General features: G+C 64.7%; 23 protein-coding genes. 17 read left to right on the plus strand and 6 right to left on the minus strand.

What is annotated here, in order from left to right:
- Positions 1–20 precede the first annotated feature (20 nt).
- Complete coding sequence (locus tag BLU32_RS01905) at positions 21–620, plus strand: DUF6101 family protein (RefSeq protein ID WP_208976961.1); 600 nt, start codon at positions 21–23, stop codon at positions 618–620.
- A 575-nt stretch (positions 621–1,195) separates the two neighbouring features.
- Here BLU32_RS01905 and ubiA read toward each other — a convergent pair.
- On the minus strand, positions 1,196–2,149 hold the full coding sequence (gene ubiA / locus BLU32_RS01910; protein WP_093804736.1) for a 4-hydroxybenzoate octaprenyltransferase: 954 nt from the start codon (positions 2,147–2,149) through the stop codon (positions 1,196–1,198).
- A 147-nt stretch (positions 2,150–2,296) separates the two neighbouring features.
- On the opposite strand from ubiA, the gene purD reads away from it, so the two are divergent.
- The 3 genes from purD (at position 2,297) to BLU32_RS01925 (ending at position 5,676) form a co-directional block, all read left to right on the plus strand.
- On the plus strand, positions 2,297–3,574 hold the full coding sequence (gene purD / locus BLU32_RS01915; RefSeq protein ID WP_093804737.1) for a phosphoribosylamine--glycine ligase: 1,278 nt from the start codon (positions 2,297–2,299) through the stop codon (positions 3,572–3,574).
- A 108-nt stretch (positions 3,575–3,682) separates the two neighbouring features.
- Positions 3,683–4,594, plus strand: coding sequence for an alpha/beta fold hydrolase (locus BLU32_RS01920; protein ID WP_093804738.1), 912 nt, complete (start codon positions 3,683–3,685; stop codon positions 4,592–4,594).
- On the plus strand, positions 4,591–5,676 hold the full coding sequence (locus tag BLU32_RS01925) for a phosphotransferase family protein (protein WP_093804739.1): 1,086 nt from the start codon (positions 4,591–4,593) through the stop codon (positions 5,674–5,676). The genes BLU32_RS01920 and BLU32_RS01925 overlap by 4 nt, the downstream gene beginning before the upstream one ends.
- A gap of 756 nt (positions 5,677–6,432) precedes the next feature.
- On the opposite strand, the gene BLU32_RS01935 is transcribed toward BLU32_RS01925, so the two are convergent.
- From BLU32_RS01935 to BLU32_RS01945, 3 genes are all read right to left on the minus strand, one after another.
- Positions 6,433–6,900, minus strand: a complete 468-nt coding sequence (locus tag BLU32_RS01935; protein WP_093804741.1) for a Panacea domain-containing protein — start codon at positions 6,898–6,900, stop codon at positions 6,433–6,435.
- A gap of 308 nt (positions 6,901–7,208) precedes the next feature.
- Positions 7,209–8,633 carry a metalloprotease TldD gene (gene tldD, locus BLU32_RS01940; protein ID WP_093804742.1) on the minus strand — a complete coding sequence of 475 codons (1,425 nt, stop codon included), beginning with the start codon at positions 8,631–8,633 and terminating at the stop codon, positions 7,209–7,211.
- Positions 8,634–8,842: 209 nt separating this feature from the next.
- Positions 8,843–9,364: an invasion associated locus B family protein gene (locus tag BLU32_RS01945; protein WP_093804743.1), complete on the minus strand. Its 522-nt coding sequence runs from the start codon at positions 9,362–9,364 to the stop codon at positions 8,843–8,845.
- Between the two features lie 626 nt (positions 9,365–9,990).
- Between BLU32_RS01945 and coxB the strand changes: the two genes are divergently transcribed.
- The 8 genes from coxB to BLU32_RS01985 all read left to right on the plus strand — a co-directional run bounded on the left by coxB (position 9,991) and on the right by BLU32_RS01985 (position 17,022).
- On the plus strand, positions 9,991–10,881 hold the full coding sequence (gene coxB, locus BLU32_RS01955; RefSeq protein ID WP_093810457.1) for a cytochrome c oxidase subunit II: 891 nt from the start codon (positions 9,991–9,993) through the stop codon (positions 10,879–10,881).
- Positions 10,882–10,985: 104 nt separating this feature from the next.
- Complete coding sequence (ctaD, locus tag BLU32_RS01960) at positions 10,986–12,584, plus strand: cytochrome c oxidase subunit I (RefSeq protein ID WP_093804745.1); 1,599 nt, start codon at positions 10,986–10,988, stop codon at positions 12,582–12,584.
- Between the two features lie 181 nt (positions 12,585–12,765).
- Entirely contained in the window at positions 12,766–13,716 is a 951-nt protein-coding gene (locus tag BLU32_RS01965; RefSeq protein WP_093804746.1) for a heme o synthase, read from the plus strand.
- Complete coding sequence (locus BLU32_RS21990) at positions 13,713–13,874, plus strand: hypothetical protein (protein ID WP_172838517.1); 162 nt, start codon at positions 13,713–13,715, stop codon at positions 13,872–13,874. Before BLU32_RS01965 ends, BLU32_RS21990 begins: the two co-directional genes overlap by 4 nt.
- A gap of 13 nt (positions 13,875–13,887) precedes the next feature.
- Positions 13,888–14,541 (plus strand): cytochrome c oxidase assembly protein, encoded by a 654-nt coding sequence (locus tag BLU32_RS01970; RefSeq protein WP_093804747.1) that lies wholly within the window; start codon positions 13,888–13,890, stop codon positions 14,539–14,541.
- Positions 14,542–14,595: 54 nt separating this feature from the next.
- On the plus strand, positions 14,596–15,459 hold the full coding sequence (locus BLU32_RS01975) for a cytochrome c oxidase subunit 3 (RefSeq protein ID WP_093804748.1): 864 nt from the start codon (positions 14,596–14,598) through the stop codon (positions 15,457–15,459).
- A 305-nt stretch (positions 15,460–15,764) separates the two neighbouring features.
- The gene (locus tag BLU32_RS01980; RefSeq protein WP_093804749.1) at positions 15,765–16,172 is read left to right on the plus strand and encodes a DUF983 domain-containing protein; all 408 of its coding nucleotides are present in this window, start codon (positions 15,765–15,767) and stop codon (positions 16,170–16,172) included.
- Positions 16,162–17,022 (plus strand): SURF1 family protein, encoded by an 861-nt coding sequence (locus BLU32_RS01985; RefSeq protein ID WP_093804750.1) that lies wholly within the window; start codon positions 16,162–16,164, stop codon positions 17,020–17,022. Before BLU32_RS01980 ends, BLU32_RS01985 begins: the two co-directional genes overlap by 11 nt.
- 53 nt (positions 17,023–17,075) lie before the next feature.
- Here the strand turns inward: BLU32_RS01985 and BLU32_RS01990 are convergent, their stop codons facing one another.
- Positions 17,076–17,561, minus strand: coding sequence for a peroxiredoxin (locus BLU32_RS01990; protein WP_093804751.1), 486 nt, complete (start codon positions 17,559–17,561; stop codon positions 17,076–17,078).
- A 137-nt stretch (positions 17,562–17,698) separates the two neighbouring features.
- The gene (locus BLU32_RS01995) at positions 17,699–18,538 is read right to left on the minus strand and encodes a protein-disulfide reductase DsbD domain-containing protein (RefSeq protein WP_093804752.1); all 840 of its coding nucleotides are present in this window, start codon (positions 18,536–18,538) and stop codon (positions 17,699–17,701) included.
- A 320-nt stretch (positions 18,539–18,858) separates the two neighbouring features.
- Here BLU32_RS01995 and BLU32_RS02000 point away from each other — a divergent pair, with 320 nt between their 5' ends.
- From BLU32_RS02000 to BLU32_RS02020, 5 genes are all read left to right on the plus strand, one after another.
- Positions 18,859–19,446: a YqgE/AlgH family protein gene (locus BLU32_RS02000; protein ID WP_093810459.1), complete on the plus strand. Its 588-nt coding sequence runs from the start codon at positions 18,859–18,861 to the stop codon at positions 19,444–19,446.
- A 349-nt stretch (positions 19,447–19,795) separates the two neighbouring features.
- On the plus strand, positions 19,796–21,205 hold the full coding sequence (thrC, locus tag BLU32_RS02005; protein WP_093804753.1) for a threonine synthase: 1,410 nt from the start codon (positions 19,796–19,798) through the stop codon (positions 21,203–21,205).
- Positions 21,205–22,488 carry a pitrilysin family protein gene (locus BLU32_RS02010; RefSeq protein ID WP_093804754.1) on the plus strand — a complete coding sequence of 428 codons (1,284 nt, stop codon included), beginning with the start codon at positions 21,205–21,207 and terminating at the stop codon, positions 22,486–22,488. Before thrC ends, BLU32_RS02010 begins: the two co-directional genes overlap by 1 nt.
- Positions 22,489–22,505: 17 nt before the next feature.
- Positions 22,506–23,192: a GNAT family N-acetyltransferase gene (locus BLU32_RS02015; RefSeq protein ID WP_093804755.1), complete on the plus strand. Its 687-nt coding sequence runs from the start codon at positions 22,506–22,508 to the stop codon at positions 23,190–23,192.
- Between the two features lie 64 nt (positions 23,193–23,256).
- Entirely contained in the window at positions 23,257–26,136 is a 2,880-nt protein-coding gene (locus BLU32_RS02020) for an EAL domain-containing protein (protein WP_093804756.1), read from the plus strand.
- Positions 26,137–26,179: the final 43 nt, after the last annotated feature.

The raw sequence follows: 26,179 nt of genomic DNA on the forward strand, positions 1-26,179 counted from the left end.
AAGGCCCGGTGGAGAGCGAATTGAGCCGTCAAACAGCACATCAGGATGCCACTGCAAAAGGATCGGGCCGCACCGCGCGGCTCGATCCGGCGCAGATGCCGCATCGCTTCGCATCCCGCAGCGTGACGCAGGCGGGTCGCGTCGATCAGACACCCCTCGATGTTTATATCGATCGCCAGCAGGTGATCGTCAAACGCCGCCTTGCGGGACTGCCGCTGACACTGGTTCAGCCGGTGGGCGTGTTCCTCGGTGTCTTTGCCGAGGTTGCGCCGGGAGCGACGCCTGGAACGCTGCGCGCACGCATCGGCTTGCGCCATCGCGATCCGGCCATGTCCATCGAACTTGCCGCCAGCGACAAGCTGGAAGATCTGGCCGCCGACTGGTGTGCCTGGGGCGAGGCGCTGGGCCTGCCGCTGCTTCTGGTGGAGCCGGACGGCAAGGTCTCGCGGATCGAAAAGCCGGAAGACAAGGGCGTTGCAGCCCCTATGGTGCCGCCGCGCCGACGTGTCGCGGCCCTGACCGCGCGGCGTCCGCGCTTTCTCGTGCGGCGCAAGCCCGGTCGCCCGGCGACGGCAGGTCCGGTCTATCGCGGCGAGCGGGAGATCATCGCGCGCAATTGACGCGTGAGGACACTTCTTCCTCCGATCGATGACAAAGGTTGCGAATTCTTTCCCGCGTCATGCCGGGCAAGCGCAAGCGCGACCCGGTATCGGCAGAGCCAAGATCCCGGCCTTTCAACGCGTTGCACATGGCGAGACCGTGCCTCTCCGGTCCCGGATCGCAGCTGTCGCTGCGTCCGTTATGACGAGTCCTTGAGCGACCGTCCTCTTTCTCAGGACGCTCTTCGAGGCCTCCTCGGCTTGCCGACCAAGGTAGAAACACCCCCCGCGTCATCCCCGACTTGATCGGGGATCCATTCGTTTGCAGAGCGATTGCGGTGTGTCGCGGTGCTTTGCCCCGTGTCCCGTCCCTGACCGCGAAGCGGAGCGCACAGGCCGTTTCGAATGCGGTGCCGCTTGTCTGCCTCCCGATGCCCGTACGCTTGCCGAGGGGGCCAATGGATCCCCGATCAAGTCGGGGATGACGGCAGAGGGTTTGGCCGGGACCGTGCTTTCCCTGCCTTCGGCCGGGACGATGCGCCCTAGAGCGACCATCGTCTTTCTCAGGGCGCGTTATCGACGCGTGCTTTTTGTATCTACCAGGCCTGAACCAGCGCGTCGGCGACGAGGCCGGCGAACAGGATCCACCCGAACCACTCATTGGAGCGGAAGAGCTTCAGGCACTGGTCGTTGTCGTCGATGTCGAGCACCACGATCTGGCGCAGGAGATGCGCCAGGCTGAGAACAAGTCCGGCAAAGGCAAGCGGCCCCGCATCCGCGCCGACCATCGCCAGCCCGAACAACACGGTGGCGCCGCCGTACAGGCCGGTGAGTGCCAGTTTCGTCCAGTCGCCGAACAGTCGGGCCGTGGATTTTACGCCGACGAGGGCATCGTCCTCCTTGTCCTGATGGGCGTAGATCGTGTCGTAGCCGATGGTCCACAGGATGCCGCCGCAATAAAGCGCGACCGGCGGCCAGTCGAGCTCGCCGAAGGCGGCGGCCCAGCCCATCAGCGCGCCCCAGGAAAACGCCAGTCCCAGGAAAAGCTGCGGCCAGTTGGTCACCCGCTTCATGAACGGATAGATCGCGACGACCGCAAGCGACGCGATGCCGAGCAGGATTGCGAAGCGGTTGAACTGGATGAGGACCAGCAGACCGACGAGTGCCTGGGCGACCAGAAACGCCTTTGCCTGAAGCGGTGTGACCTGGCCTGACGGGAGCGGGCGCGAGCGGGTGCGCGCCACCTTGTCGTCGATGTCCTGATCGACGAGATCGTTGTAGGTGCAGCCTGCGCCGCGCATGGCGATGGCGCCGATCATGAAGAGCACGAGGTGCCAGGGATTGGGAAAGGCGGCGCCCCCGGCAATGGCGGCAAGCGCCGCCGACCACCAGCACGGCCACAACAGCAACTTCCAGCCGATCGGCCGTTCCCATCGTGCCAGCCGTGCGAAAGGTCGCAGCCAGTCGGGAGCATGCGTGTCGACCCAGTGGCCCTTTACCGCGTCGGCGACGCGTCCGGTGATCGTGTTTTCGCCCATCGTCTCACTCATTGTCACGTTTGAGCGTGTGGTACCGGGTTTGGCGCGTGAATAAAAGGCCGGGGCGCTCTTGTCTCGAGTCGGCGCGGGGGGTAGGAGGCAGGCATTCCGGCGCATGCAGGCCGGCGGCACGACGACGCAAGTGGACAGGACGCGGACATGAACATTCTCTTGATCGGATCGGGCGGACGCGAGCATGCGCTTGCCTGGGCGATTGCCAGGTCGCCGCGCACCACCCGTCTGTTCGCCGCGCCCGGAAACGCCGGCATCGCCGAAGAAGCCGAGTGCATCGCGCTCGACACGTCCGATGCCGCCGCCGTCATCGCCTTCTGCAAGGCGGAGGATATCGGCCTCGTCGTCGTCGGCCCCGAGGCGCCGCTGGTCGCAGGCCTTGTCGATGCGCTGTCTGAGGCCGGGATCCGCGCCTTCGGTCCGAACCGCGCGCCGGCGGCGCTCGAAGGCTCCAAGGGCTTCACCAAGGATCTGTGCGCGCGCGCCGACATCCCGACCGCCGCCTACGGCCGCTTCACCGATGCCGCCTCCGCGCGCGCCTATGTCGAGGAAAACGGCGCGCCCATCGTCGTCAAGGCGGACGGGCTGGCCGCCGGCAAGGGCGTTGTCGTCGCGGAAACGGTGGCGGACGCGCTTGCCGCCGTCGATGCCTGTTTCGACGGCGCCTATGGCGACGCCGGGGCCGAGGTCGTCGTCGAGGAGTGTCTTGTCGGCGAGGAGGCGAGCCTCTTCGTGCTGTGCGACGGAACCACCGGCCTGGCGCTTGCAAGCGCGCAGGATCACAAGCGCGTCGGCGACGGCGACACCGGTCCCAACACCGGCGGCATGGGCGCCTATTCGCCCGCCCCCGTCATGGATGCGACGCTGACGGAGCGGGCCATGCGCAAGATCGTGCAGCCGACCCTCGACACACTGCGCGCCGAGGGCATGCCCTTTACCGGCATTCTCTACGCCGGGCTGATGATCACCGCCGACGGGCCGAAGCTGATCGAATACAACGTGCGTTTCGGCGATCCGGAGTGCCAGGTGCTGATGATGCGCCTGACCGACGATATCGTCGCGCTGATGGAGGCCGCCGTCGACGGCCGGCTTTCCGGCAAGACGCTTTCCTGGCGCGACGCGGTGGCGCTGACCGTGGTGCTGGCGGCCAAGGGCTATCCGGGAGCCTACGAAAAAGGCAGCGAGATCAGGGGGCTCGACGCGCTCGCCGACAGCGCGGACGTCAAGGTGTTCCATGCCGGCACGACGCGCGACGGCGACCGGGTGCTGGCCAACGGCGGGCGCGTGCTCAACGTCACGGCACTCGGCAAGACGGTGGCCGAGGCGCAGGCGCGCGCCTATGCGGCGGTCGGACGCATCGACTGGCCGGACGGCTTTTGCCGCACGGACATCGGCTGGCGGGCGGTCGCGCGCGAAGAGGGCTGAGGGCAGCCCGACCGCCCTTGATGGCCCGCTCCAAAGCGGCCATGCTCACCGCCAAGCGGGCGCCCGACACGGCGCGCAGGCAAGGTGGAGGCAAGCGTGGGCGGCGAGATGGCGGAACTTTTTCCCGGATTTGAGGCAAGGCACGTGACCGGCGACGGCGCGGAGATCTTCTGCCGCATCAAGGGCAACGGCCCGCCGCTCCTGCTGCTGCACGGCTATCCGCAGACCCACGCCATGTGGCATCCTGTGGCCGACGCGCTTGCCGGCGATTTCACCGTTGTGGTGGCGGATCTGCGCGGTTACGGCGCCTCCGACGCGCCCGAGGGCGATCCGGCCCACGAGCGCTATTCCAAGCGTGCGATGGCGCGCGACATGGTCGCCGTGATGGCGGTGCTGGGGCACGAGCGCTTCGCCGTCGCCGGGCATGACCGGGGCGGGCGCGTCGCCTATCGCATGGCGCTCGACCATCCCGACCAACTGACCGCGCTCGCGGTGCTCGATATCCTGCCGACCTATGAATACTGGAAGGCGATGGACTGGCGCTACGCCATGGCGATCTACCACTGGCTGTTCCTCGCCCAGCCCCATCCCCTGCCGGAACGGCTGATCGCCGGCGATCCGGGCTTTTATCTCGATTACACACTGGCGAGCTGGACGGCGACGAAGGACCTCTCCGCCTTCGACGCAAGGGCGCTTGCAGCCTATCGCGCGTCGTTTTCGCAGGCCGCCCGCCAGCATGCGGCCTGCGAGGACTACCGCGCCGGCGCCACCATCGACATGGACCACGACAGCGCCGACCGCGCGGCAGGGCGCAGGATTTCCGTGCCGACGCTGGTGCTCTACGGCACGGCCGGCATCGCGGGAAAGGCCTCGACGCCGCTCGACACCTGGAACACCTGGGCGGACGATCTCGCCGGCGAGGGGATCGACGGCGGGCATTTCGTCGTGGAGGAAAACCCGCAAGCCACGCTTGCCGCGTTGACGCGGTTCCTGAAAGCCCGCGCGGGGGGCGCGGCGTGAGCGGCAGTTTCGACCGGCAGGACGCCTTTTCCGGCACCAAGGCGGTGCCCGACGCGCTCGCCATCGACGCGGAGCGGCTTGCCGGCTGGCTGGCCGATCATGTGCCGGGTTTTGCCGGTCGCCTGGAGGTCCGCCAGTTCAAGGGCGGGCAGTCGAACCCGACCTATCTGCTGGAAACGCCGGCCGCGTCCTTCGTGCTCAGGCGCAAGCCGCCGGGCGCCCTGCTCCCCTCCGCCCATGCGGTCGACCGCGAATACAAGGTGATGAAGGCGCTGGGCGAAGCGGGCTTTCCCGTGCCGCGCGTTCTGGGGCACGAGACCGACGCGGACGTGATCGGCACCGAGTTCTATGTGATGGACAAGGTTGAGGGGCGGATCTTCTGGGATCCCGCAATGCCGGACGCCACCAGGGGAGAGCGCGCCGCCGTCTACGGCGCGATGAACGCCACGCTGGCACGGCTCCACGGCTACGATCCGCAGGTGCTGGGGCTTGGCGACTACGGCAAGCCCGAGGGCTATGTCGCGCGCCAGATCGCGCGCTGGTCGAAACAGTATCGCGCGTCCGAGACTGAAACGATCGCCGAGATGGACCGGCTGATCGACTGGCTGCCGACGCGCCTGCCCGGGGCGCAGCCCGCGCGCGTGGTGCATGGCGACTTCCGCCTCGACAATCTGATCATTGCGCCGGAGACGCCCGAGGTCGCCGCCGTGCTCGACTGGGAACTGTCGACGCTGGGCGATCCGGTCGCCGATTTCACTTATCACTGCATGCAATGGGTGATGCCGCAGGGCCCGGACGGGGCAGGGATCGGCACGCTCGCGGGCCGGGATCTCGAAGCGCTCGGGATACCAGCGCTTGCCGACTATATCGCGTCTTATGAGCGGGCGACGGGCTTTCCGGTCGCGAAGGATCTTGATTTCTTCTTCGCCTACAACTTCTTCCGCATCGCCGCGATCCTGCAAGGCATCGCCGGCCGCGTGCGCGACGGCACGGCGACGAATGAAAACGCGGAGCAAATGGCCAAACAGATCCGCCCGCTCGCGGAAACGGCCTGGGGCTTTGCGCGAAAAGCGGGGGCGTGAGGTTTTCTCGCCTCGAAGCGCTCTGATGTGTCGCCACGTGGTTGCATCCCGGCTTGGTGGCTAAAATGACGCCGGTGGTGGGGGCGTTTTTGCCTCTTTGTTTTCCTTGGCGAAATGAGTGGAGGGGAGGCCGATGAAATGAACCGCACCAGGTTTGCCGGAGGCTGATTGTGCGCGGGTCAGCATCATTAAGTGAGCGTTCGCGTCTTAGATCGGTATACTAGCTTTGCGGCATGGCTTGAAGATCGTAGTTAGGAAAGCAATGGCGAAATCGTAGGCCGTGCGCTTGGCTTGGTAATTGCGCGACTTGTTAGCTGGGAACAGAAGAAGTATCGACAGTGGATCGATTAACTGTAGACAATATGATTGCAATCCAACCAAACGACATAAAAACAACTTCCGATGATAAATCCATGAACTCGACCGTGCTTGTTAACTGACACCGAAAATTGATATGGAGTGTATGATTGATATTGCTCGTGCAACTGGACGAAGCCATCAGGACGTTTTGTTTCCTCCCACTTTATCGGATGGCTCCTAATCGACTTGCTTCTACTGCCTGTGAACTCGGAAATTTTCCATGAAGACAGGTTCCTAAGCCTGTCCATAAGCGCCTGTGTGTATCCGTCGCTGAACGTGGCCGGGCAAGCTTCTCCGTCAGTTGCATCAAAAAACTTGAAAGAAAATCTAAGAAGATCATCGTCCGGCGTAGCGGTTTGTATACCAGATTTAGAAATATTCTTTTGATTATTTTTCTTAATTGCCAACGCTCCGGTAGAAGTATTTAGTAATTTCTTTCGAAATGTAGTTATTGCATGGTTCGTCTTCAGCCAAATCGCCACGCGCATCAAGCCAAGGTTGCTCTTTATGGGTCATGATTTCTAGCGCAACGGCAGTCTCTGAACCAAACACGTCAACAACTTCATCAAGGTGTTTAACCATTTCAATTGGTAGATCAGGGCACTCAATCTCTGCATCAATTGGACGCCATTTGAAGTTTTTAAAGCGATGATATTGACTAAGCGCCACTGGCCCATGAACCCAAGCCTGAAACCGTTCGACCGTAATTTCTGTGTCGTACAAAGCGAGGTGCCACGCATCGGAATAGTACATAAGCTTTTGAAGCTTCAGTGGCGTCAAAAGCTCTCCGCGCTCGCGGGACTCACTAATCAAGTAGTCCGCAAGCGTGAACGATGCCGGATATCTTTCGTCTTCATATGCCATAACGACAATCTACTCGCACAATTTGGAGAAAAAGTGAATTGTGAATTTAGGTTGAGATCAATCGCCACAACTGCAATCCGGTCCTATCCCGACCAGAAACAATGGCTCCTGTTTTCGCAGTCCCCTAGAACGCGTGACACCTTGTTCGTGAGCTTCTTTAAGTGCGTATGGTCGCTCAAATTGTCTCCCCGCCACGATGTGCTCTGATGGGCGGCCACGTGGTCGCATCCCGGCTCGGGGGCCGGGGTGACGTCGGCGGGTGTGATGCTCTCTGACTACATCACCAGCGTATACGGTTCTCGCCCCGCTCACACAGCCGTGCCGCCGACCGTCATCTTGTTGATCCGCAGCGACGGCTGGCCGACGCCGACGGGGACGCCCTGGCCCTGTTTGCCGCAGGTGCCGATGCCCGGATCGAGCGCCATGTCGTTTCCGACCGCTGCAATGCGGGTCATCGCCTCCGGCCCGTTGCCGATCAGCATGGCGCCCTTGATCGGCGCGCCGATCCGGCCGCCCTCGATCCTGTAGGCCTCCGTGCAGGAGAAGACGAACTTGCCGGAGGTGATGTCGACCTGGCCGCCGCCGAAGGAGACCGCATAAATCCCGTCCTTGACGCCTTCCAGGATTTCGCCCGGATCGCGGTCGCCGGCGAGCATGATCGTGTTGGTCATGCGCGGCATCGGGATATGGGCGAAGGACTGGCGCCGGCCGTTGCCGGTCGAGGTCGCGCCCATTAGCCGGGCGTTTTGCCGGTCCTGCATGTAGCCGGTGAGAATGCCGTCCTCGATCAGCACGGTGCGGCTCGTCGGCGTGCCCTCGTCGTCGATGGAGAGCGAGCCGCGCCGGCCGCCGATGGTGCCGTCGTCGACGATGGTGACGCCCTTGGAAGCGACGCGCTGGCCCATCAGGCCGGCGAAGGCGGAGGTCTTCTTGCGGTTGAAGTCGCCCTCGAGCCCGTGGCCGACGGCCTCGTGCAGCAGGATGCCGGGCCAGCCGTTACCGAGCACCACGTCGAAACTTCCGGCCGGCGCCGGGATCGCCTCCAGATTGACCAGCGCCTGGCGCAGCGCCTCGTCGACGGCATGTTTCCAGCTTTGCTCCGTCACATAGGCGCCGACGCTGTCGCGCCCGCCGAAGCCGTAGGAGCCGGATTCCTGGCGCGTGCCGTCGCCGGCGACGACCGAGACGTTGAAGCGCACCAGCGGGCGGATGTCGCGCACCCGGTGGCCGTCGGCGCGCAGGATGTCGACCACCTGCCAGGAAGAGGCGAGCGAGACCGAGACCTGCCGCACCTTGGGATCGCGGGCGCGGGCATAGGCGTCGACGGTCTGCATCAGGGCGACCTTGTCGGCGAAGTCGGGCTGCGCCAGCGGGTTGACGTCGCTGTAAAGCTTCGCGTTTGTGCGCTGCGGCGCGGCCGCATAGGTGCCGGAATGCCCCGAGGCAACGGCCCTGACGGCATCCGCTGCGCGCGAAAGCGCGGCCTGCGAGATCTCGCCCGAATGGGCGTAGCCGGCGGCTTCGCCCGCCACCGCGCGCAGGCCGAAGCCCTGCGAGGTGTCGTAATTCGCGGCCTTGAGCCGTCCGTTGTCGAACACAAGGCTTTCCGACTGGCGATATTCCAGAAACAGTTCGCCGTCGTCGGCGCCCGTGAGCGCCTCGAAAAGCATGGCGCGGGCGGTGGCTTCGCCGAGATCTCCGGTCGCGAGCAGGTCGATGGCGGTGTCGGTCATGATGGCGGCTTTCGCTTGTGGCTTCGGTCTTGCGGGGAAAGATAGGCACAAAGGTGCCGTCTGCCCAGCCTTGCGGAGCCCGGCAGCATTGACGGTGGCCTGTCAGGCCGGTCGGATCAGGACAACAGGCCGCGCCTCAGGTGAGCGCGGCGGCGAAGCTCGGACCGCGCCTCGGGGAAGCGCGGCGGCGCAGCCCAGGCCGCGCAAAATCACGGAAGCGCGGCGAAGCCGTCGGAAAAGCCGTTCAGCGAGATCGGAATGCCGATGCCTTCTTCCGGGGTCTGGAAGATGACGAATGTGGCGGCCTGGCCCTGCTGCATTTTCTGGATCAGGTCGTCCTGCATCACCACCTCGACGATGCAGCCGTTCGGCAGGCAGCGCACGAAGCCGGCGCGGCCGACGTCGGCATTGTCGACGCGAAGACCGAGGCCCATCGGCAGCAGCACACCGAGCGGTGCGAGAACGCGCAGCAGCCGCGACTGCTTGTCGGCGGTCTTCAGCACGATGACGGAGAGGCCGACGTTTTCACGATCGTCCGCCGTCACGTTCTGGATCAGTGCGCATTGTTCTTCCTGCGCGCCGGCGGGCGTGTCGCAACGCATTTGCCAGTCGCCATGGACGGAGCGCACGGCGCCCTGCGCAAGGGCTGCTGTGCCGGAGGCTGCGACATGGGCGAGAACGACGCCGGCGATCGCGAGGGCGCGGAGAAGCGGGTTCGATCGAAATGGCACAGGCTGGGCTCCGGTTTCTACGGCAAGACTTCTGGTTCAAGACGACTGGTTACAGACACATCGCGATTGCGCGGCGATTTCCCGGATCGCGCGACAGGGATGCATGAGCATCCGGGAGTGCACGATTTTGCCGTGATTCGCACGGCGCAACGCTTCCTTCGGTTTTCAACCCTTGAAATGCGGAATTCAAGGCGAAACGGTGGCGAAGGCCGTCCGGTGCGACCGCAAGGGCGCTCATTGCCCGGTCTTTCTGCTGTTGCGCACAAGCCACATTGGCAATTGGGTGTGAATTTTGTCATTCATGAAAGGAGTCCATTGCGCAACGCGGCAGCTTGTGGTTTTTCAACCCGACTTTGACCTCGATCAAGCGCGAATGCGGCTTTTTGCCGCTCCTCAGGACCAGTCCTCGCGCGGTATGTACCGCAGAGAGTAGAGTCGCAGGCAGCGGTTCGACGCTGGGAGAGGCGGACTTTCGACCCGACGGCAAGATGCCGGCAAGGTCGCGGATCAAGGCGCGGAACGCGCCGACGGTTCTTGAGCGAATGATGAAAATCGACCTGCATTTCACTTCGGTAGCAGGTCAGGAAGGGAGACCGGACGTGACACAGTTGGTCAAGCGTCTGACAATGATCGGCGCGGCACTCGCCGCGCTCGGCGGATTTGCCGGCGGGGCCTTTGCCGCGCAGCCGCAGGAATGGCAGATGGGGCTTCAGCCCTCGGTCACGAGCGTGATGAGCGACATCCGCTGGTTCAACGGCTTCACGCTGGTGATCATCACGGTGATCACCCTGTTCGTTCTGGCGTTGCTGCTGTGGTGCATCTTCCGCTTCAACAACAAGGCCAATCCGACGCCGTCGCGCACCTCGCACAACACGATGATCGAGGTTGTGTGGACGCTGGCGCCGATCCTGATCCTGGTGATGATCTCCATTCCCTCGTTCCGCCTGCTCTACAAGCAGATCGAGGTGCCGGAGTACGACATGACCGTGAAGGCGACCGGCCTGCAGTGGGCGTGGAGCTATGCCTACACGGATGAGGGCATGGAGGACGTCATCCTCGATTCCTACATGCTCGACAACGAGGGGCGCGCCGAAAAGGCCGCCCAGTTCGACCGTCCGGCGGAAGAGTTTCCGCGTCTTCTGGCCGTCGACTACGAGATGGTCGTTCCGGTGAACAAGGTCGTTCGCCTTCAGGTCACCGCCGCCGACGTTCTGCACTCCTTCGCCATGCCGGCCTTCGGCGTGAAGATGGACGCCGTCCCCGGCCGGTTGAACGAGACCTGGTTCAAGGCCGAGCAGACCGGCATCTACTACGGCCAGTGTTCGGAGCTTTGCGGCAGGGATCACGCCTTCATGCCGATCGCCATCCGTGTGGTCGAGGACGCGCAGTACCAGGCCTGGGCGGATGCCGCCAAGGACGACATCGACACGGCCAACGAGCAGTTGATGGCGTCGATCAATGCCGCCGCAAAGACCGCCGATGCCGATGATGGCGAACTGGATGTCGCGGCGCGCTGATCGCGCGTCGCCGTACCGCAATTCCGCAGGCTATGGCGTCTGCGGCCGAGATCCGACCGCGGTGACTGTCCCGGTCGGGCGACTGTGAAAGAGGGAGCTGGAAGATGGCCTATGCAGCGCACGCGCAAGGCGACCATGACCATCCGACCGGATGGACGCGCTGGGTCTATTCGACCAACCACAAGGATATCGGCGTTCTGTATCTGATCTTCGCGATCATCGCCGGCATCATCGGCGGCGCGCTCAGCGTCGGCATTCGCATGGAACTGCAGGCGCCGGGGATGCAGATCTTCTCCGACCCGCACATGTTCAATGTGTTCACCACCTCGCACGGCCTGATCATGATCTTCTTCATGGTGATGCCCGCGCTGATCGGCGGCTTCGCCAACTTCTTCGTGCCGATCATGATCGGTGCGCCGGACATGGCCTTCCCGCGGATGAACAACATCTCGTTCTGGCTGCTGCCGCCGGCATTCCTGCTGCTGCTGCTGTCGCTCTTCGTCGAAGGGCCTCCGGGAGCGAATGGCGTCGGGGGTGGCTGGACGATCTATCCGCCGCTGTCGACCTCGGGTCAGCCCGGACCGGCGATGGATCTCGCGATCCTGTCGCTGCATATCGCGGGCGCCTCTTCGATTCTGGGTGCGATCAATTTCATCACCACGATCTTCAACATGCGCGCTCCGGGCATGACGCTGCACAAGATGCCGCTCTTCGCCTGGTCCGTGCTGGTCACGGCGTTCCTGCTGGTCCTGTCGCTCCCGGTTCTCGCCGGCGGCATCACCATGCTGCTGACCGACCGCAACTTCGGCACGACCTTCTTCGATCCGGCCGGCGGCGGTGACCCGATCCTGTTCCAGCACCTGTTCTGGTTCTTCGGTCACCCGGAAGTGTATATCCTGATCCTGCCGGCCTTCGGCATCGTCAGCCACATCATTTCCACCTTCGCCCGCAAGCCGATCTTCGGCTATCTCGGCATGGCCTACGCCATGGTCGCGATCGGCGTCGTCGGCTTCATCGTTTGGGCCCACCACATGTACACCGTCGGTCTCGACGTGGACACGCAGGCCTATTTCGTGGCGGCGACCATGGTCATCGCGGTGCCGACGGGCGTGAAGATCTTCTCCTGGATCGCCACGATGTGGCAGGGGTCGATCTCCTTCCGCACGCCGATGCTGTGGGCCGTGGGCTTCATCTTCCTGTTCACCGTCGGCGGCGTGACGGGCGTCCAGCTCGCCAATGCCGGCCTCGACCGGGCGATGCACGATACCTACTACGTCGTGGCGCACTTCCACTACGTGCTGTCGCTTGGCGCGGTCTTCGGCATCTTCGGAGCCTGGTACTACTGGTTCCCGAAAATGTTCGGCTACATGTACAACGAGACCATCGGCAAGGCCCATTTCTGGATCACCTTCGTCGGCGTGAACCTGGTCTTCTTCCCGCAGCACTTCCTCGGGCTTGCCGGCATGCCGCGCCGCTATGTCGATTATCCCGATGCGCTCGCTGGCTGGAACGCGGTGTCGTCCTACGGGTCCTACCTCTCCGCCTTCGCGGTCCTGGTGTTCCTGTTCGGCATTGTCGAAGCCTTCATGAAGAAGCGGGTCGCCGGCGACAATCCGTGGGGCGAAGGGGCAACGACGCTGGAGTGGACCCTGTCCTCGCCGCCGCCGTACCACCAGTTCGAGACCCTGCCGCGCATCCGCTGAGCGCGACAGGCTTGTAACGACAGACCGCGCCGGCATCCCGCCGGCGCGGTCATCGTCCGGCGGACACGCAGCCCTTGGTGGTCGTGACCGTCAGCCGAGAGGATCCGGATCTGTCCCGGGTCGCGAACGTGCCAATAGGTCCGGGCCGTGTTGCGGACCGCGAACGTGAAAGACCTGCTTGATGTCGCTTGCCGAAATCCAGGACACGACGCTTGACGAGACCGCTTTTGGCGGAGGCCAGGGCGAGGTCGGCGATTACATCGCGCTGTTGAAGCCGCGTGTGATGTCGCTCGTCATCTTCACGGCGCTTGTTGGAATACTGATCGCGCCGGGGGGCATCCACCCGGTGCTGGGCGTGGTGGCGATCCTGTGCATCGCGGTCGGTGCGGGCGCATCCGGCGCATTGAACATGTGGTACGACGCCGACATCGACGCGGTGATGTCGCGCACCCGCAATCGTCCCGTTCCCGCCGGCAGGGTGACGGCGCGCGAGGCGCTGGTCTTCGGCCTGACGCTGTCGGCGTTTTCCGTTCTGGTGCTCGGACTTGCGATCAACTGGCTGGCCGCCGGCCTTCTGGCCTTCACGATCTTCTTCTACGCCGTGATCTACACGATGTGGCTGAAGCGCGCGACGCCGCAAAACATCGTCATCGGCGGGGCCGCAGGCGCCTTTCCCCCGATGATCGGCTGGGCGGCCGTGACGGGCGATATCTCCGTCGAGAGCGTCGTCCTGTTCCTGATCATCTTCATGTGGACGCCGCCTCATTTCTGGGCGCTGTCGCTGTTCAAGCGCGGCGACTACGAAAGCGCCCGCATTCCGATGCTCCCCGTCGTCGCCGGCGAAGACGCCACCCGCCGCCAGATCCTGGCCTATTCGGTGCTGCTCGCGCCCGTCGGAGTCGCCCCGGCGCTGCTCGGCTTCGCCTCGCCGGTCTACGGCGCGATTGCCGCCATCCTCGGCGTCGCCTTCGTCTGGTATGCGGGAATGGTGTTCAAGGAGCGCGAGGGCGATGCGGCGCGCAAGGCCGCGGTGCAGCTGTTCAAATTCTCGCTTTTCTACCTGTTCCTGGTGTTCGCCCTGCTTCTCGGCGACAGCATGTTTGCGGCCCTCTTTTCCGGAGGTTTTGCATGAGTGACGACGACGGCATCCGCCTGAGCGACGAGCAGAAGCGACGCCAGCGCGGTCGATCCATCGCCATTGGCCTCGCAATTGCGGGCCTCGTGGTGCTTTTCTATCTCGTGACGCTGGTCAAGATGGGCCCCGGCGTTCTCGACAAGGGCATGTACTGAGGAGGTGACCCGCATGACGCACTCTCCCGAGCCGACCGACAGGCGTCGCGCCGAACCGGCGAGCGATGATGCGGATGCAGGTGCGCGTCTGCAACGCTCGAACCGGCGGGTGGCGGTTGCCGTTTGCGCCGGCGTGTTTGCGATGACGGGCGCAGCCTATGCGGCTGTTCCGCTGTATGAGCTCTTCTGTCAGGTCACCGGCTACGGCGGCACCACCCAGCGTGCCGACGCGTCCTACAGCGAGGTGATCGATCGCACAATCACGGTGCGGTTCGACGGCAACGTCAATTCGGCGCTTCCCTGGAAGTTCGGCCCGAAGGTTCGCACGATCACCCTGCAAATGGGCGAAACCACGCAGATGGCCTATGCCGCGACCAATGAGGGCGCGGCTGATACGGTCGGCACGTCGACCTTCAACGTGACGCCGTTCGAGGCCGGGGCCTATTTCAACAAGATCGACTGCTTCTGCTTCACCGAGCAGCCGCTGGCCGCCGGTGAAAGCGTCGACATGCCTGTCGTGTTCTTCATAGATCCGGAGATGGACAAGGACCCGACGCTGAAGCATATCAAGGAGATCACGCTCTCCTACACCTTCTTCCCGGCGAAACAGCCGGAAACGCCTGTGGCGGGCCGGTCGGATGCGACCGAAACCCGCAACAACCTGTAACTTCGCAAGCCCGCGGCACGCGCGGCACTCGTTGAAAGATCGGGGGAGACACCCATGGCGCACGCCAAGAACCACGACTACCATCTCGTCGATCCGAGCCCCTGGCCGTTCCTTGGCGGCGTCGGCGCCTTCATCATGGCGCTCGGGGCGATCGGTCTGTTCAAATACGTCCAGGACAAGCAATTCCTTCTGTTCGGCGTGGACCTGGCCGGCTGGGGCATCTTTGCCGTGGGAATGCTGATCGTTCTCTACGTGATGTACGGCTGGTGGCGCGACACGGTGCGCGAATCCATCGCCGGCGATCATACGCCGGTCGTTCAGCTGCACCTGCGCTACGGCATGCTGCTGTTCATTGCTTCCGAAGTGATGTTCTTCGTGGCCTGGTTCTGGGCGTTTTTCGACGCTTCGCTCTTCACCGGCGATGCCATGCAATACGCGCGCGTCGAGGCAACGGGGGGTGTTTGGCCGCCGGAGGGCATCGCCACCTTCGATCCCTGGCATCTTCCGCTGCTCAACACCTTGATCCTGCTGACCTCGGGCACCACGGTCACCTGGGCGCATCATTCCCTGCTGCACAATGACCGGGAAGGCCTGAAGTGGGGCCTGACGCTCACGGTTCTGCTTGGCGTGCTGTTTTCCGTCGTGCAGGCCTATGAGTACAGCCATGCCGCTTTCGGATTTTCCGGGTCGATCTACGGCGCGACCTTCTACATGGCGACCGGCTTTCATGGCTTCCATGTGATCGTCGGCACCATTTTCCTGCTGGTGTGCCTGATCCGCGCGTCGATGGGGCAGTTCACTCCGCAAAAGCACTTCGGGTTCGAGGCGGCCGCATGGTACTGGCACTTCGTCGACGTCGTCTGGCTCTTCCTCTTCGTGTCGATCTATGTCTGGGCATCGGGTCCGACGGGCCACTGACCGTCACTTCGGTGCGACGACAGGATGGTGTGACGACAGCAAAGTGTCGCATCGCCGTGTAGGTTTTCGTCCGCGGCGGGATCTCTCGCCGCGGACGTTTCGTTTCCGCCAAACGTCGTTCGGGCACCGGGCCGGGGCACAAGGTCCGGGCGCCGGTCTGTCGATCGGACAAATCGACCTTTGGCCGCCACCAGGGCGGGTCGCGCGATCTGCTGCAAGTCCGGGCAGCCGGGACCGCGCCGCCCCCAGCCCAGCCGCGCGCTAGTTGCAAGGGGCGCGGCGACAGCGCCGGGAGCGCAAGACCCATGACAGACACCGAATCCGAACGGGCGAAACCCGTCGATCAGGCCCGGTTCCCCCCTCAGGCCCCCTTGCGCACCGGTCTGCGCGGGCGCTGCCCGCGCTGCGGGCAGGGGCGCCTGTTCCACGGGTTTTTGACAGTCCGTCCGAGATGTTCCAACTGCGGCCTGGCGTTCGACTTCGCCGACAGCGGCGACGGGCCGGCCGTGTTCATCATCATGATCGTCGGTTTCATCGTTGTCGGCCTGGCGCTGGTGGTCGAGGTCGCCTTCATGCCGCCGATCTGGCTGCACATGCTGCTGTGGTTGCCGCTGACGCTGATCCTCGGTCTGGGCATGTTGCGCCCGCTGAAGGGTCTGATGATCGCGCAGCAGTACCGGCACAGCGCCGAGGAGGGCCGCCTTGACGAGTGACCCGGCCCGCGGCACGAAGACATCCCCGTCAGGACCCGTTCGCTCTCTTGCCCGCCGGCTGTTCTGGCCGGCACTCGCGACGGCGGTCGCCTTCGCCGTTCTGCTGACGCTTGGATCCTGGCAGGTCGCCCGGCTCAACTGGAAACTCGCCCTGATCGAGCGGGTGGAAACGCGGGTCGACGCCGCACCGGTTCCCGCGCCCGGACCTGCGGCCTGGCCGGACCTTGAAACAGACGACTGGGACTACCGCCCTGTCGAGGTGCGTGGACGCTATCTCGACGGCGAGGTCTATTATTATATCTCCCTCGCGGATGCGCGCGGAGAGACAGGGGGACCTGGCTATTTCGTCTATGCGCCGTTCAGGGCGGATCGCGGCTTTGTGGTCATGGTCAACCGCGGCTTCGTGCCGGATGGTCGCAGGCGTCCCGGGACACGGCCGGGCAGTGCCGCGCCGGGCGGCGAGGTCACGCTCAGCGGCCTTTGGCGCCGCGACGAACGCGGCAACATGTTCACGCTGGAAGCGGACAAGGGGATCTGGTTCGTCCGCGAAGCCCGCAAGATGGCAGCCGCTCTCGGTGTGAGCGACCCCGACACGCGCATCGCGCCCTATTCGATCGATGCAGGCGCGGAGCAGACCCCGGCGTCGGGCTTGCCGCAGGCCGGCGAGACGATCGTCAGCTTCACCAACAATCACCTGCAATATGCGGTGACCTGGTACGGGCTGGCCCTTGTGCTTCTGGCGGTGTTCTTTGCTTATGCGCGCGGGGAAGCACGGCGCGGGGACGATGCGCGCGGGGAAGCACGGCGCGGGGACGATGCGCGCGGGGAAGCACGGCGCGACCAAGACTGAGGCCGCGCCGCAAAGGAAAGGGACGCCCGGCGCGAACTGCCGGGCGCCGGGTATCAGAGCTGGTTGAGGATCTCGGCCGCGCCGGAGGCGTCTGCCGTGCCCGGCGTGTCCTCGACGTTGAGCGTCTCGACCACGCCGTCTTTCACGATCATCGAGTAGCGCTTGGAGCGCAGGCCCATGCCGAAGCCGGACGCATCGAGCTCCAGGCCGATGGCCTTGGTGAAATCGGCGCTGCCGTCGGCGAGGAAGTGGATCTTGTCGGCCCCGCCACTGGCCTTGGCCCAGGCATCCATCACGAAGACATCGTTGACGGACACGACGGCGATGTCATCGACGCCCTTGGAGCGGATCGTGTCGGCGTGTTCCACGAAGCCGGGCAGGTGATTGAGATGACAGGTCGGCGTGAAGGCGCCCGGCACCGCAAAAAGAACCACGGTCTTTCCGGAAAAAAGCTCCGCCGCGGTTTTTTCGGCCGGCCCGTCTGCGGTCATGATCTTGAACGTCGCGTCGGGAAGTTTGTCCCCAGCCTTGATGGTCATTTGAAATCTCCGGATTGAATGCGGGAATAACGAGGAGCGTTCGGCGACTGCCATGCTCCACCTGCCCACATAGGGTGTGACAGGGGCTGCGTCGAGACCCGGCGGCCACGCAGGGCTTGCGCAAAACGCGTGACGGGTCAGCGCGGGTCCAGCGTGTCGGCGTCGACGTCGTGTTCGACGGCGCCGGCGCCATTGACCAGCACGAAGGTGAGCGGCCGCCCCTGACCGGTGCGCGCCAGACCATGCGTGGAAAGAGCGAAGACGGCCCGTGTGCCGTCGCGCTCGACCAGACGCGGCACCTCGTTGTAGGACCCGTCCGCTCCTTGCGCGAAAAGGTCGACATCCAGATTGCCGCCGGCGAGCGCAACCTCGACGGTCAGCATGCGCTCTCCGCTGTCGTCCTGCGGCCCGGCAACGATCCGGGAGATGCGTGGCGGCGTGTCGTTTTGCCTTTTCGGCATGGAAAGACGCGCGCTGGTGATTGCCATGCGGTGCTGCAGCGTGTCGGCGGCGGGCGGGATTTCCAGCGACAGCGACGCCTGCGCCGGGACGCAGATATCGCTGCACACGCCGAACAGGACATCGGCGGCAAGCGTTGCCGTGCCGTCGACATCCGTCAGCGTGAAATCGACCGGCAGGACCACACGATCCTTGTAGACGATCGAGGTGGAGGTGCCGTCATCGTATCGCTCGGGCGCGGGATACCCGAGCCGGACGTCCGTCAAGCCGACCGAGCGGCTGAAGTCGGCGTTGGTCGGAATGCCCGCCTCGCCGGGAAAGCGCCAGTAGGTGTGCCAGCCGGGCTCCAGCATGATTTCGAGGGCGGCATCCGTGCGCTCCGGCGCGCCGGGAGCGCCGACCGCGATCAGCCGGACCTTGCCGCCGGTGACATTCTGCCAGTCGGTCTGGGAGGCATTGGCTGTCGAAGCCGCCGCAAGAAGTGCAAGTGCCGGCAGAAGGCGAAGGACGGAGATCATGGAGTGTGGCCCTGACGAGATGATCAGGGATCACTGTTGCCGCAAAAACCGGGGCCGGTCTACCGCAGCCCCGACCAAATTCGCGTGATTGACCGTGTGATCCGTGGCCTCTGCGGAGCCGGGGAAACAGGAAGCGGTTAACATTCGCCCGGAGGCGGCGTACAGTCGACCGTGTTGAAATGCCGGTATGGCGGGACGTCACCGGACGACCGCCGAGCTCGCCATTTTCGACAAGTCGGCGCCGGCCGGTCGTTCACCGTCGTGCGGGCCGGCAGGCGAATGTGCAAGAATGCCAATGGACACATGTGACGCGGGACGAAATGACGGACAGTGATTTTCTGACGGGCCGGTTGCTGATTGCCATGCCGCAGATGGCCGACGAGCGGTTCGCGCATGCCGTCGTTTACCTGTGCTCCCATTCGACCGACGGGGCGATGGGGATCGTCGTGAACCAGCCTGCGGCCAATCTGACCTTTCCAGACCTCCTGCGCCAGCTCGATCTCATTCCCGAGGCGGCGGATATCGTTCTTCCGAGCCTGGCAACGCGCATGCAGGTGCATCGCGGCGGACCGGTCGAGACCGGTCGCGGCTTCGTTCTGCATTCTCAGGATTTCATCATCGACAATTCCACGATGCTCATCGAGGACGGCATCTGCCTGACGGCGACGCTCGACATCCTGCGCGCCATCGCGGAAGGGCGCGGGCCGAGCGAGGCCATGCTGGCGCTCGGATATGCCGGCTGGGGTGCGGGACAGCTGGAAACGGAGATCCAGGAAAACGGCTGGATCATCGCGCCTGCGGATCCCGCGATCCTGTTCGACCGCGCGGTCGAGAGCAAATGGGATCGGGCGCTTGCCAAACTCGGCATCAGTCCCGGCATGCTTTCAAGCGAAGCCGGGCACGCCTGATCCATTCGAGCCTCCGTCAATGCGCTTGCCCGTTCCGGGCCGGAGAGATAGTGTGCGCGATGGTCCGCCGGGCACGCCGGCCGGCGACCGGACGCCGGTATCCTTGACGAAAGGGGCTGGGCGGACGGGCGCTTGCAGGTGCCATATTTGCGGGTTTCCGGAAAGCTGCGGGTGCGCGGCACGGTGAGGCCGCCAAACGTCAAGCGACGATCCGCCGTCAGTCGGCTGCGGGTCACACTCCACCGGGCTGGAAAAGCCTGGTGACAGCGGGCCGGTCTTCCGTGGCGGAGGGCGGTGCGCAGGGCGCGTATCGACCGCCCGGACGATCGAACTGGAGGACGTCGCCACCGTGAAATACGTCAGTACGAGGGGCGAGGCCCCTGAGCTGGGCTTTGCAGATGTTCTTCTGACCGGGCTTGCCGCCGACGGCGGGCTCTATGTGCCGAAATCCTGGCCGGGTCTGTCGCGCGAGACCATCGCGGGTTTTGCCGGCAAGCCTTATGCCGAGGTCGCCGAGGCGGTGATCGCGCCTTTCGTGGGCGACGACATTCCCCGCGCGACCCTGTCGGAAATGATCCGCGAGGCCTATGCCGGTTTCCGCCATCCGGCGGTGACGCCGCTGGTGCAACTGGCGCCGAACCGCTTCGTGATGGAGCTCTTCCACGGCCCGACGCTCGCCTTCAAGGATGTCGCCATGCAGCTGCTCGGGCGGCTGATGGACCACGTTCTCGCCGAGCGCGGGCAACGCGCCACCATCGTCGGCGCGACCTCGGGAGACACGGGCGGCGCGGCCATCGAGGCGTTTCGCGGGCGCGAACGCACCGACATCTTCATCCTGTTTCCCGACGGGCGCGTGTCCGACGTGCAGCGCCGCCAGATGACGACGCCGACGGAAAGCAACGTCCACACGCTGTCGCTGTCGGGCACCTTCGACGACTGCCAGACCATTGTGAAGGGCATGTTCACCCATGCAGCCTTCCGCGACCGGGTGCAGCTCGCCGGCGTCAACTCGATCAACTGGGCGCGCATCGTCGCCCAGGTCGTCTATTATTTTGTCGCGGGTGCGGTACTTGGCGCGCCCCACCGGCCCGTTTCCTTCACCGTGCCGACCGGTAATTTCGGCGATATCTTCGCAGGCTTCGTCGCAGCAAAGATGGGCCTGCCGATCGAGCGGCTGGTGATCGCCACCAATTCCAACGACATTCTCACCCGCACGCTTGAAAGCGGCGCCTATGAGACGCGCGGCGTGATGCCGACCATCGCGCCGTCGATGGACATCCAGATCTCGTCGAACTTCGAGCGGTTGCTCCATGATGTGCACGGGCACGACGGCGGCGAGATCCGCCGGCTGATGGCCCGTCTTGGCCAGTCGGGCGGCTTCACGCTCGCCGCGCCGGCGCTTGAGGCGATCCGGGAGCGCTTCGACGCCGGACGCGCCAGCGAGGCGGAGATTTCCGCGACCATCGCGCGCACGCTGAAGGAGAGCGGCTATCTGCTCGATCCGCATACGGCGATCGGTCTGCATGTGGCCGAACACCGTCCGGCCGGTTCTGCGCCCATGGTGGTGCTTGCGACCGCCCATCCGGCGAAGTTCCCGGACGCGGTGGAGGCGGCCTGCGGTGTGCGGCCCGCCCTGCCACCGACGCTCGCGCCGATGATGCAGGCGGCGGAACGCTTCGAACGTCTCGATGCGACACGCGAAAGCGTCGAGGCGCATATTCTTTCCACGGCCCGCGCGGTCGGACTGGAGGTTGGCTGATGAATGTACGCACGACCCGGCTCGAAAACGGCCTGAGGGTCGTGACGGACACGATGCCCCACCTGCGCACCGCTGCATTGGGGGTCTGGGTCGAGGCGGGGTCGCGCTCCGAACTGCCGGAGCAGAACGGCATCACCCATCTTCTGGAACACATGGCCTTCAAGGGCACGGCGACCCGCTCTGCCCGCCGGATTGCCGAGGAGATCGAGGCGGTCGGCGGTGAACTGAACGCGGCGACCAGCGTCGAGCACACCAATTATCATGCGCGCGTTCTGGCCGAGGATGTCCCTCTCGCCGTCGACATGATCGCCGACATTCTCCAGAACTCGGCCTTCGACGAGGAGGAGCTGGCGCGCGAGAAGCACGTGATCCTGCAGGAACTCGGGGCGGCCCATGACACGCCCGACGACAAGGTCTTCGACCAGTTCCAGGAGACCGCCTGGGCCCGCCAGGCGATCGGCCGGCCGATTCTGGGCACCCGCGAAACGGTGATGAGCTTCACGCCGGATGATTTGAGAGCCTATCTCGCCGACAACTACCGGGGCGACAACATGGTGTTGGCGGCGGCCGGCGCGGTCGATCACGATGCGCTGGTCGAACTTGCCAGGGACCGCTTCGGCGGCCTGTCGTCCAAGGCCACGCCCGACCTTGCGCCGGCGCATTACACCGGCGGCACCGGGCGCATCGAGCGCGACCTGATGGAGGTGCAACTCGTGCTCGGCTTTCAGGGGCAGCCCTACAAGGCGCCGGACTACTATGCCATTCAGGTTCTGGCCTCCGTCATGGGCGGGGGCATGTCCTCACGCCTGTTCCAGGAAATCCGCGAGCGTCTGGGCCTGTGCTACGCGATCTATTCCTTTCACTGGGCGTTTCGCGACACAGGCGTCTTCGCCATTCACGCAGCAACCGGCGAGGAGGATGTGGCAGAGCTGTTTCCGGCGCTGATGGAGGAGCTTGCGGGCGCGGCCGCCGGCATCGCCCAGGACGATCTCGACCGTGCCAAGGCGCAGATCCGCGCCGGCCTGATGATGTCGCTGGAAAGCCCCGCCGCGCGCGCCGGACAGATCGCCCGGCAGTTGATGATCCACGATCATGTCATGTCGCTTGAGGAAATTCAGGCGCGCATCGATAGGGTGACGCTCGACTGCCTCAAGCGGGTGGCGGCCACGACCTTCGCCACCGCGCCGACCCTGTCGACGGTGGGGCCGGCCAGTGTGGTCCTCAGCGCCGACGACGTCGCGCAAAGCCTCGGTCACCGGCTGGCACGGGCCGTTGGCGCCTGATCGAAACGGAGACCGGCATGTCGTTTCTGCGGGGTCTCGGAGGACAGGAAGCGGCGCGGATTCTGGCGGGCGAGGGGGTGCGTCTGCGCGCGCCCGCCCCCCATGATCACGCGGACTGGGCGCGCCTGCGCGAGGACAGCCGTGCGTTTCTGCAGCCCTGGGAGCCGCTTTGGGCGCGCGACGAACTGACCCGCCCCGCCTTCCGCCGACGCCTGCGCCGCTACGCCCGCGAAATGCGGGACGACCGCGCCTATCCGTTCTTCATCTTTCGCGCTGAGGATGACGCGCTTGTCGGGGGCGCGACCCTTTCGAACCTGCGCCGGGGCGTCGCGCAGACCTGCGCCCTGGGCTACTGGATGGGCGCACCCTATGCGGGGCGGGGCTATATGACCGCCGCCGTTCGCGTCTTGGTCGGATTCGCCTTCGGAGAGCTTGCGCTGCACCGGGTCGAGGCGGCCTGCCTGCCGCACAACGAGGCGTCCCGACGCCTCCTTGAAAAGGCCGGATTTCAGGTCGAAGGCTTTGCCCGCCGGTATCTGCGCATCGCAGGCGACTGGCAGGACCATGTACTTTTCGCCCGCCTTTCCAGCGATCCCGATCCTGTCGTGGATGGTCGTGAGGCTCCGGCCCGTCTGACGCCGGTGTGGCGGGGGCAGGGTGTGCGACCCCTCGGCCAGCCCGGCGGCCAGAAAGAAATCTTGTGAGATGGTACGGATGCCGATATGTGTCCGCGACATCGTTAGGGCAAAATCTCAGCGGGTAATACGGTTGCGTTTCCTGAAAGTTTTCCTCCTCGCGCTCACAGCGTGGCTTGCCACTTTGGCTCCGGTCGCCGCGCTGGAGGCTGTCGAGGTGCCCGCGAACGCCGATGCGATCGACCTCACGTCCGCCGTGGATCTCTACGCGGGCACCGGGGCGAGCCTGCAGGTTTCGACGGCGCCCGGCGCCGACGGCATCGTGCGCCGCATCGAGGTGAATTCCCGCGACGATGAAAACACCAGCTGGGCGGTCTTCGCGCTGTCGAACCCCGGCGACGAACAGATCGACCGCCTGATCGTCGCGCCGTTCTTTCAGCTTGTCGGATCGCGGCTGATCTGGCCGGACCTCGGTGCGTCGCGCATTGCCTCGATTACGCCCAGCCAGGGCATTGCCCCGGAGCGCCAGTCGAGCCAGGAGGCGGATGTCTTTCTCGTCACGCTCGATCCCGGTGCCGTGGTCACCTATGTGGTTGAGCTGAGAACCGAAAACCTCCCGCAGATCCGCTTGTGGGAGCCGGATGTCTACAAGGACACGGTCAACGCCTATACGCTTTATCGCGGCATTATTCTGGGCATTTCCGGCCTTCTGGCGCTGTTCCTGACCATCCTATTCGTGGTCAAGGGAACCATCATGTTCCCGGCGACGGCCACGCTTGCGTGGTCGGTGCTGGCCTATCTGACCATCGACTTCGGCTTCTGGAACAAGGTGCTGCAAATCACGCCGGGCGACGAGCAGCTCTACCGCGCTTGCGCGGAGGTTGCCCTTGCCGCCAGCCTGATCATCTTTCTCTACGCCTATCTCAACCTGAACCGCTGGCACATCCGCTACTCCCACCTGGCGCTGGCGACGCTGATCCTGGTGCTCGGCCTCCTGGGCGTCGCGGTCTGGGATCCGTCTGTCGCCGCCGGCATTGCCCGTATCTCGCTCGGCATCATCGGTGTGCTGGGCTTTGCGATCATCGTCGCCCTGGTGGCGCAGGGTTACGACCGGGCGATCATGCTCGTGCCCACGTGGGTGTTGTTGCTGTCGTGGCTTGTCGGCGCGGGCATGACGGTTACGGGTGCGCTCGCCAATGACATCGTGCAGCCGGCGCTCGCGGGCGGGCTGGTGCTGGTGGTGCTCCTGATCGGCTTCACGGTGATGCAGCATGCCTTCGCCGGCGGCGCCATCGCGCAGGGGCTGATTTCGGATGTGGAACGGCGCGCCCTGGCGCTGACCGGCTGCGGCGACATTATCTGGGACTGGGACATAGACCGCGACCGCATCTCCACCGGCAACGAGGTGGAAGAACTGCTTGGCCTCAAGCAGGGGCTTCTCGAAGGGCCGGCACGTGACTGGCTCGATATCCTTCACCCGCAGGATCGCGACACGTTCCGCGGCACGCTGGACGCGGTCATCGATCAGCGCCGCGGCCGCATCTCGCAGGCTTTCCGCCTGCGGTCCGAGGATGGACACTATCGCTGGTTTCGCCTGCGCGCGCGCCCGATTATCGGCTCCGATGGCGAGGTGATCCGCTGCGTCGGCACGCTGCTCGACATCACCGAACAGAAGGTGACGGAGGAGCGGCTGTTGCATGATGCGGTGCATGACAATCTGACGGGACTGCCGAACCGAGAGCTTTTCCTCGACCGCCTTCAGGCGGCGCTTGCCCGTGCACGTGCGGAAGGATTGGCGCGCCCGTCGGTGTTGATGATCGATCTCGACCGCTTCAAGCAGGTCAATGATTCAATCGGCCTGTCGGCCGGCGACAGCATCCTGTTGACGGTCGCACGCCGGATCTCGCGTCAACTCAAGCCTCAGGATGCGCTCGCACGATTGAGCGGCGACACCTATGGGCTGCTGCTTCTGTCAGAGCCCTCGGCCGACCGTGTGGCGACCTTTGCCGACGCCATTCGCAGGGCGGTGCGTTCCCCGATCACATTCGGCGATCAGGAAGTCTTTCTCACCTCTTCGGTCGGCATCGCCATCTATGAGGGAAATGACAGCGAGGTCGGCGCACCCGAGATGATGCGCGAGGCCGATGTCGCAATGAACCATGCCAAGCGCATGGGCGGCGACCGCGTCGAGGTGTTCCGCCCCTCGCTTCAGTCCAGCGGTGCGAGCCGGGTCGAACTGGAAGCGGATCTGCGCAAGGCGCTCAACACCGACGGGATCACGGTATTCTACCAGCCGATCGTGCGTCTGGCGGACCGGTCCATCGCAGGCTTCGAGGTTCTGGCGCGCTGGAATCACCCGCGCCGCGGGGCGATCTCGCCGACGGAGTTCATCCCCATCGCCGAACAGTCGGGCCTGATCAACGAGTTGGGTCTCTTCGTGCTCGACCGCAGCGCGCGACAATTGTCGGAGTGGCAGTCGAAGTTTCGGGTCCCCGTTCCCCATTTCATCAGCGTCAACGTGTCGTCGCTGCAACTCCTGCGGCATGAGTTGATCAATGACGTGAAACAGGTGCTGTCGCGCTCCTCGCTGGAGCCGGGAACGCTGAAGCTGGAACTCACCGAATCCGTGGTGATGGCCAATCCGGAATACTCCGCGCGCATGCTGGAGCGGCTGCGCGCGCTCGGTGCCGGCTTGTCGCTGGACGACTTCGGCACAGGCTACTCCTCGCTCAGCTATCTGCAGCGCTTCCGCTTCGACACCATCAAGGTCGACCAGTCCTTCGTGCGGCCGAATGGTCGCAGTGCGCGGCCGGTGATCCTGCGCTCGATTATCGCACTCGGGCACGACCTCGGCATGCAGGTGGTGGCGGAAGGCGCGGAGACGGAGTCGGATTCGCTGGAGTTGCATCAGCTCGGCTGCGAATTCGCGCAAGGCTTCCTCTACGGTCAGCCGATGGAAGCTTCCGAGGCGACGAAGCTGCTTCAGGCGGAGATGGAAGCGCTCAGCGTCTGACACGCGCTCCAAACGGTGGATGCGGTCCGGCGGGTGCGCCCGA

This window comes from Stappia sp. ES.058 (assembly GCF_900105595.1).
GTDB lineage: Bacteria > Pseudomonadota > Alphaproteobacteria > Rhizobiales > Stappiaceae > Stappia.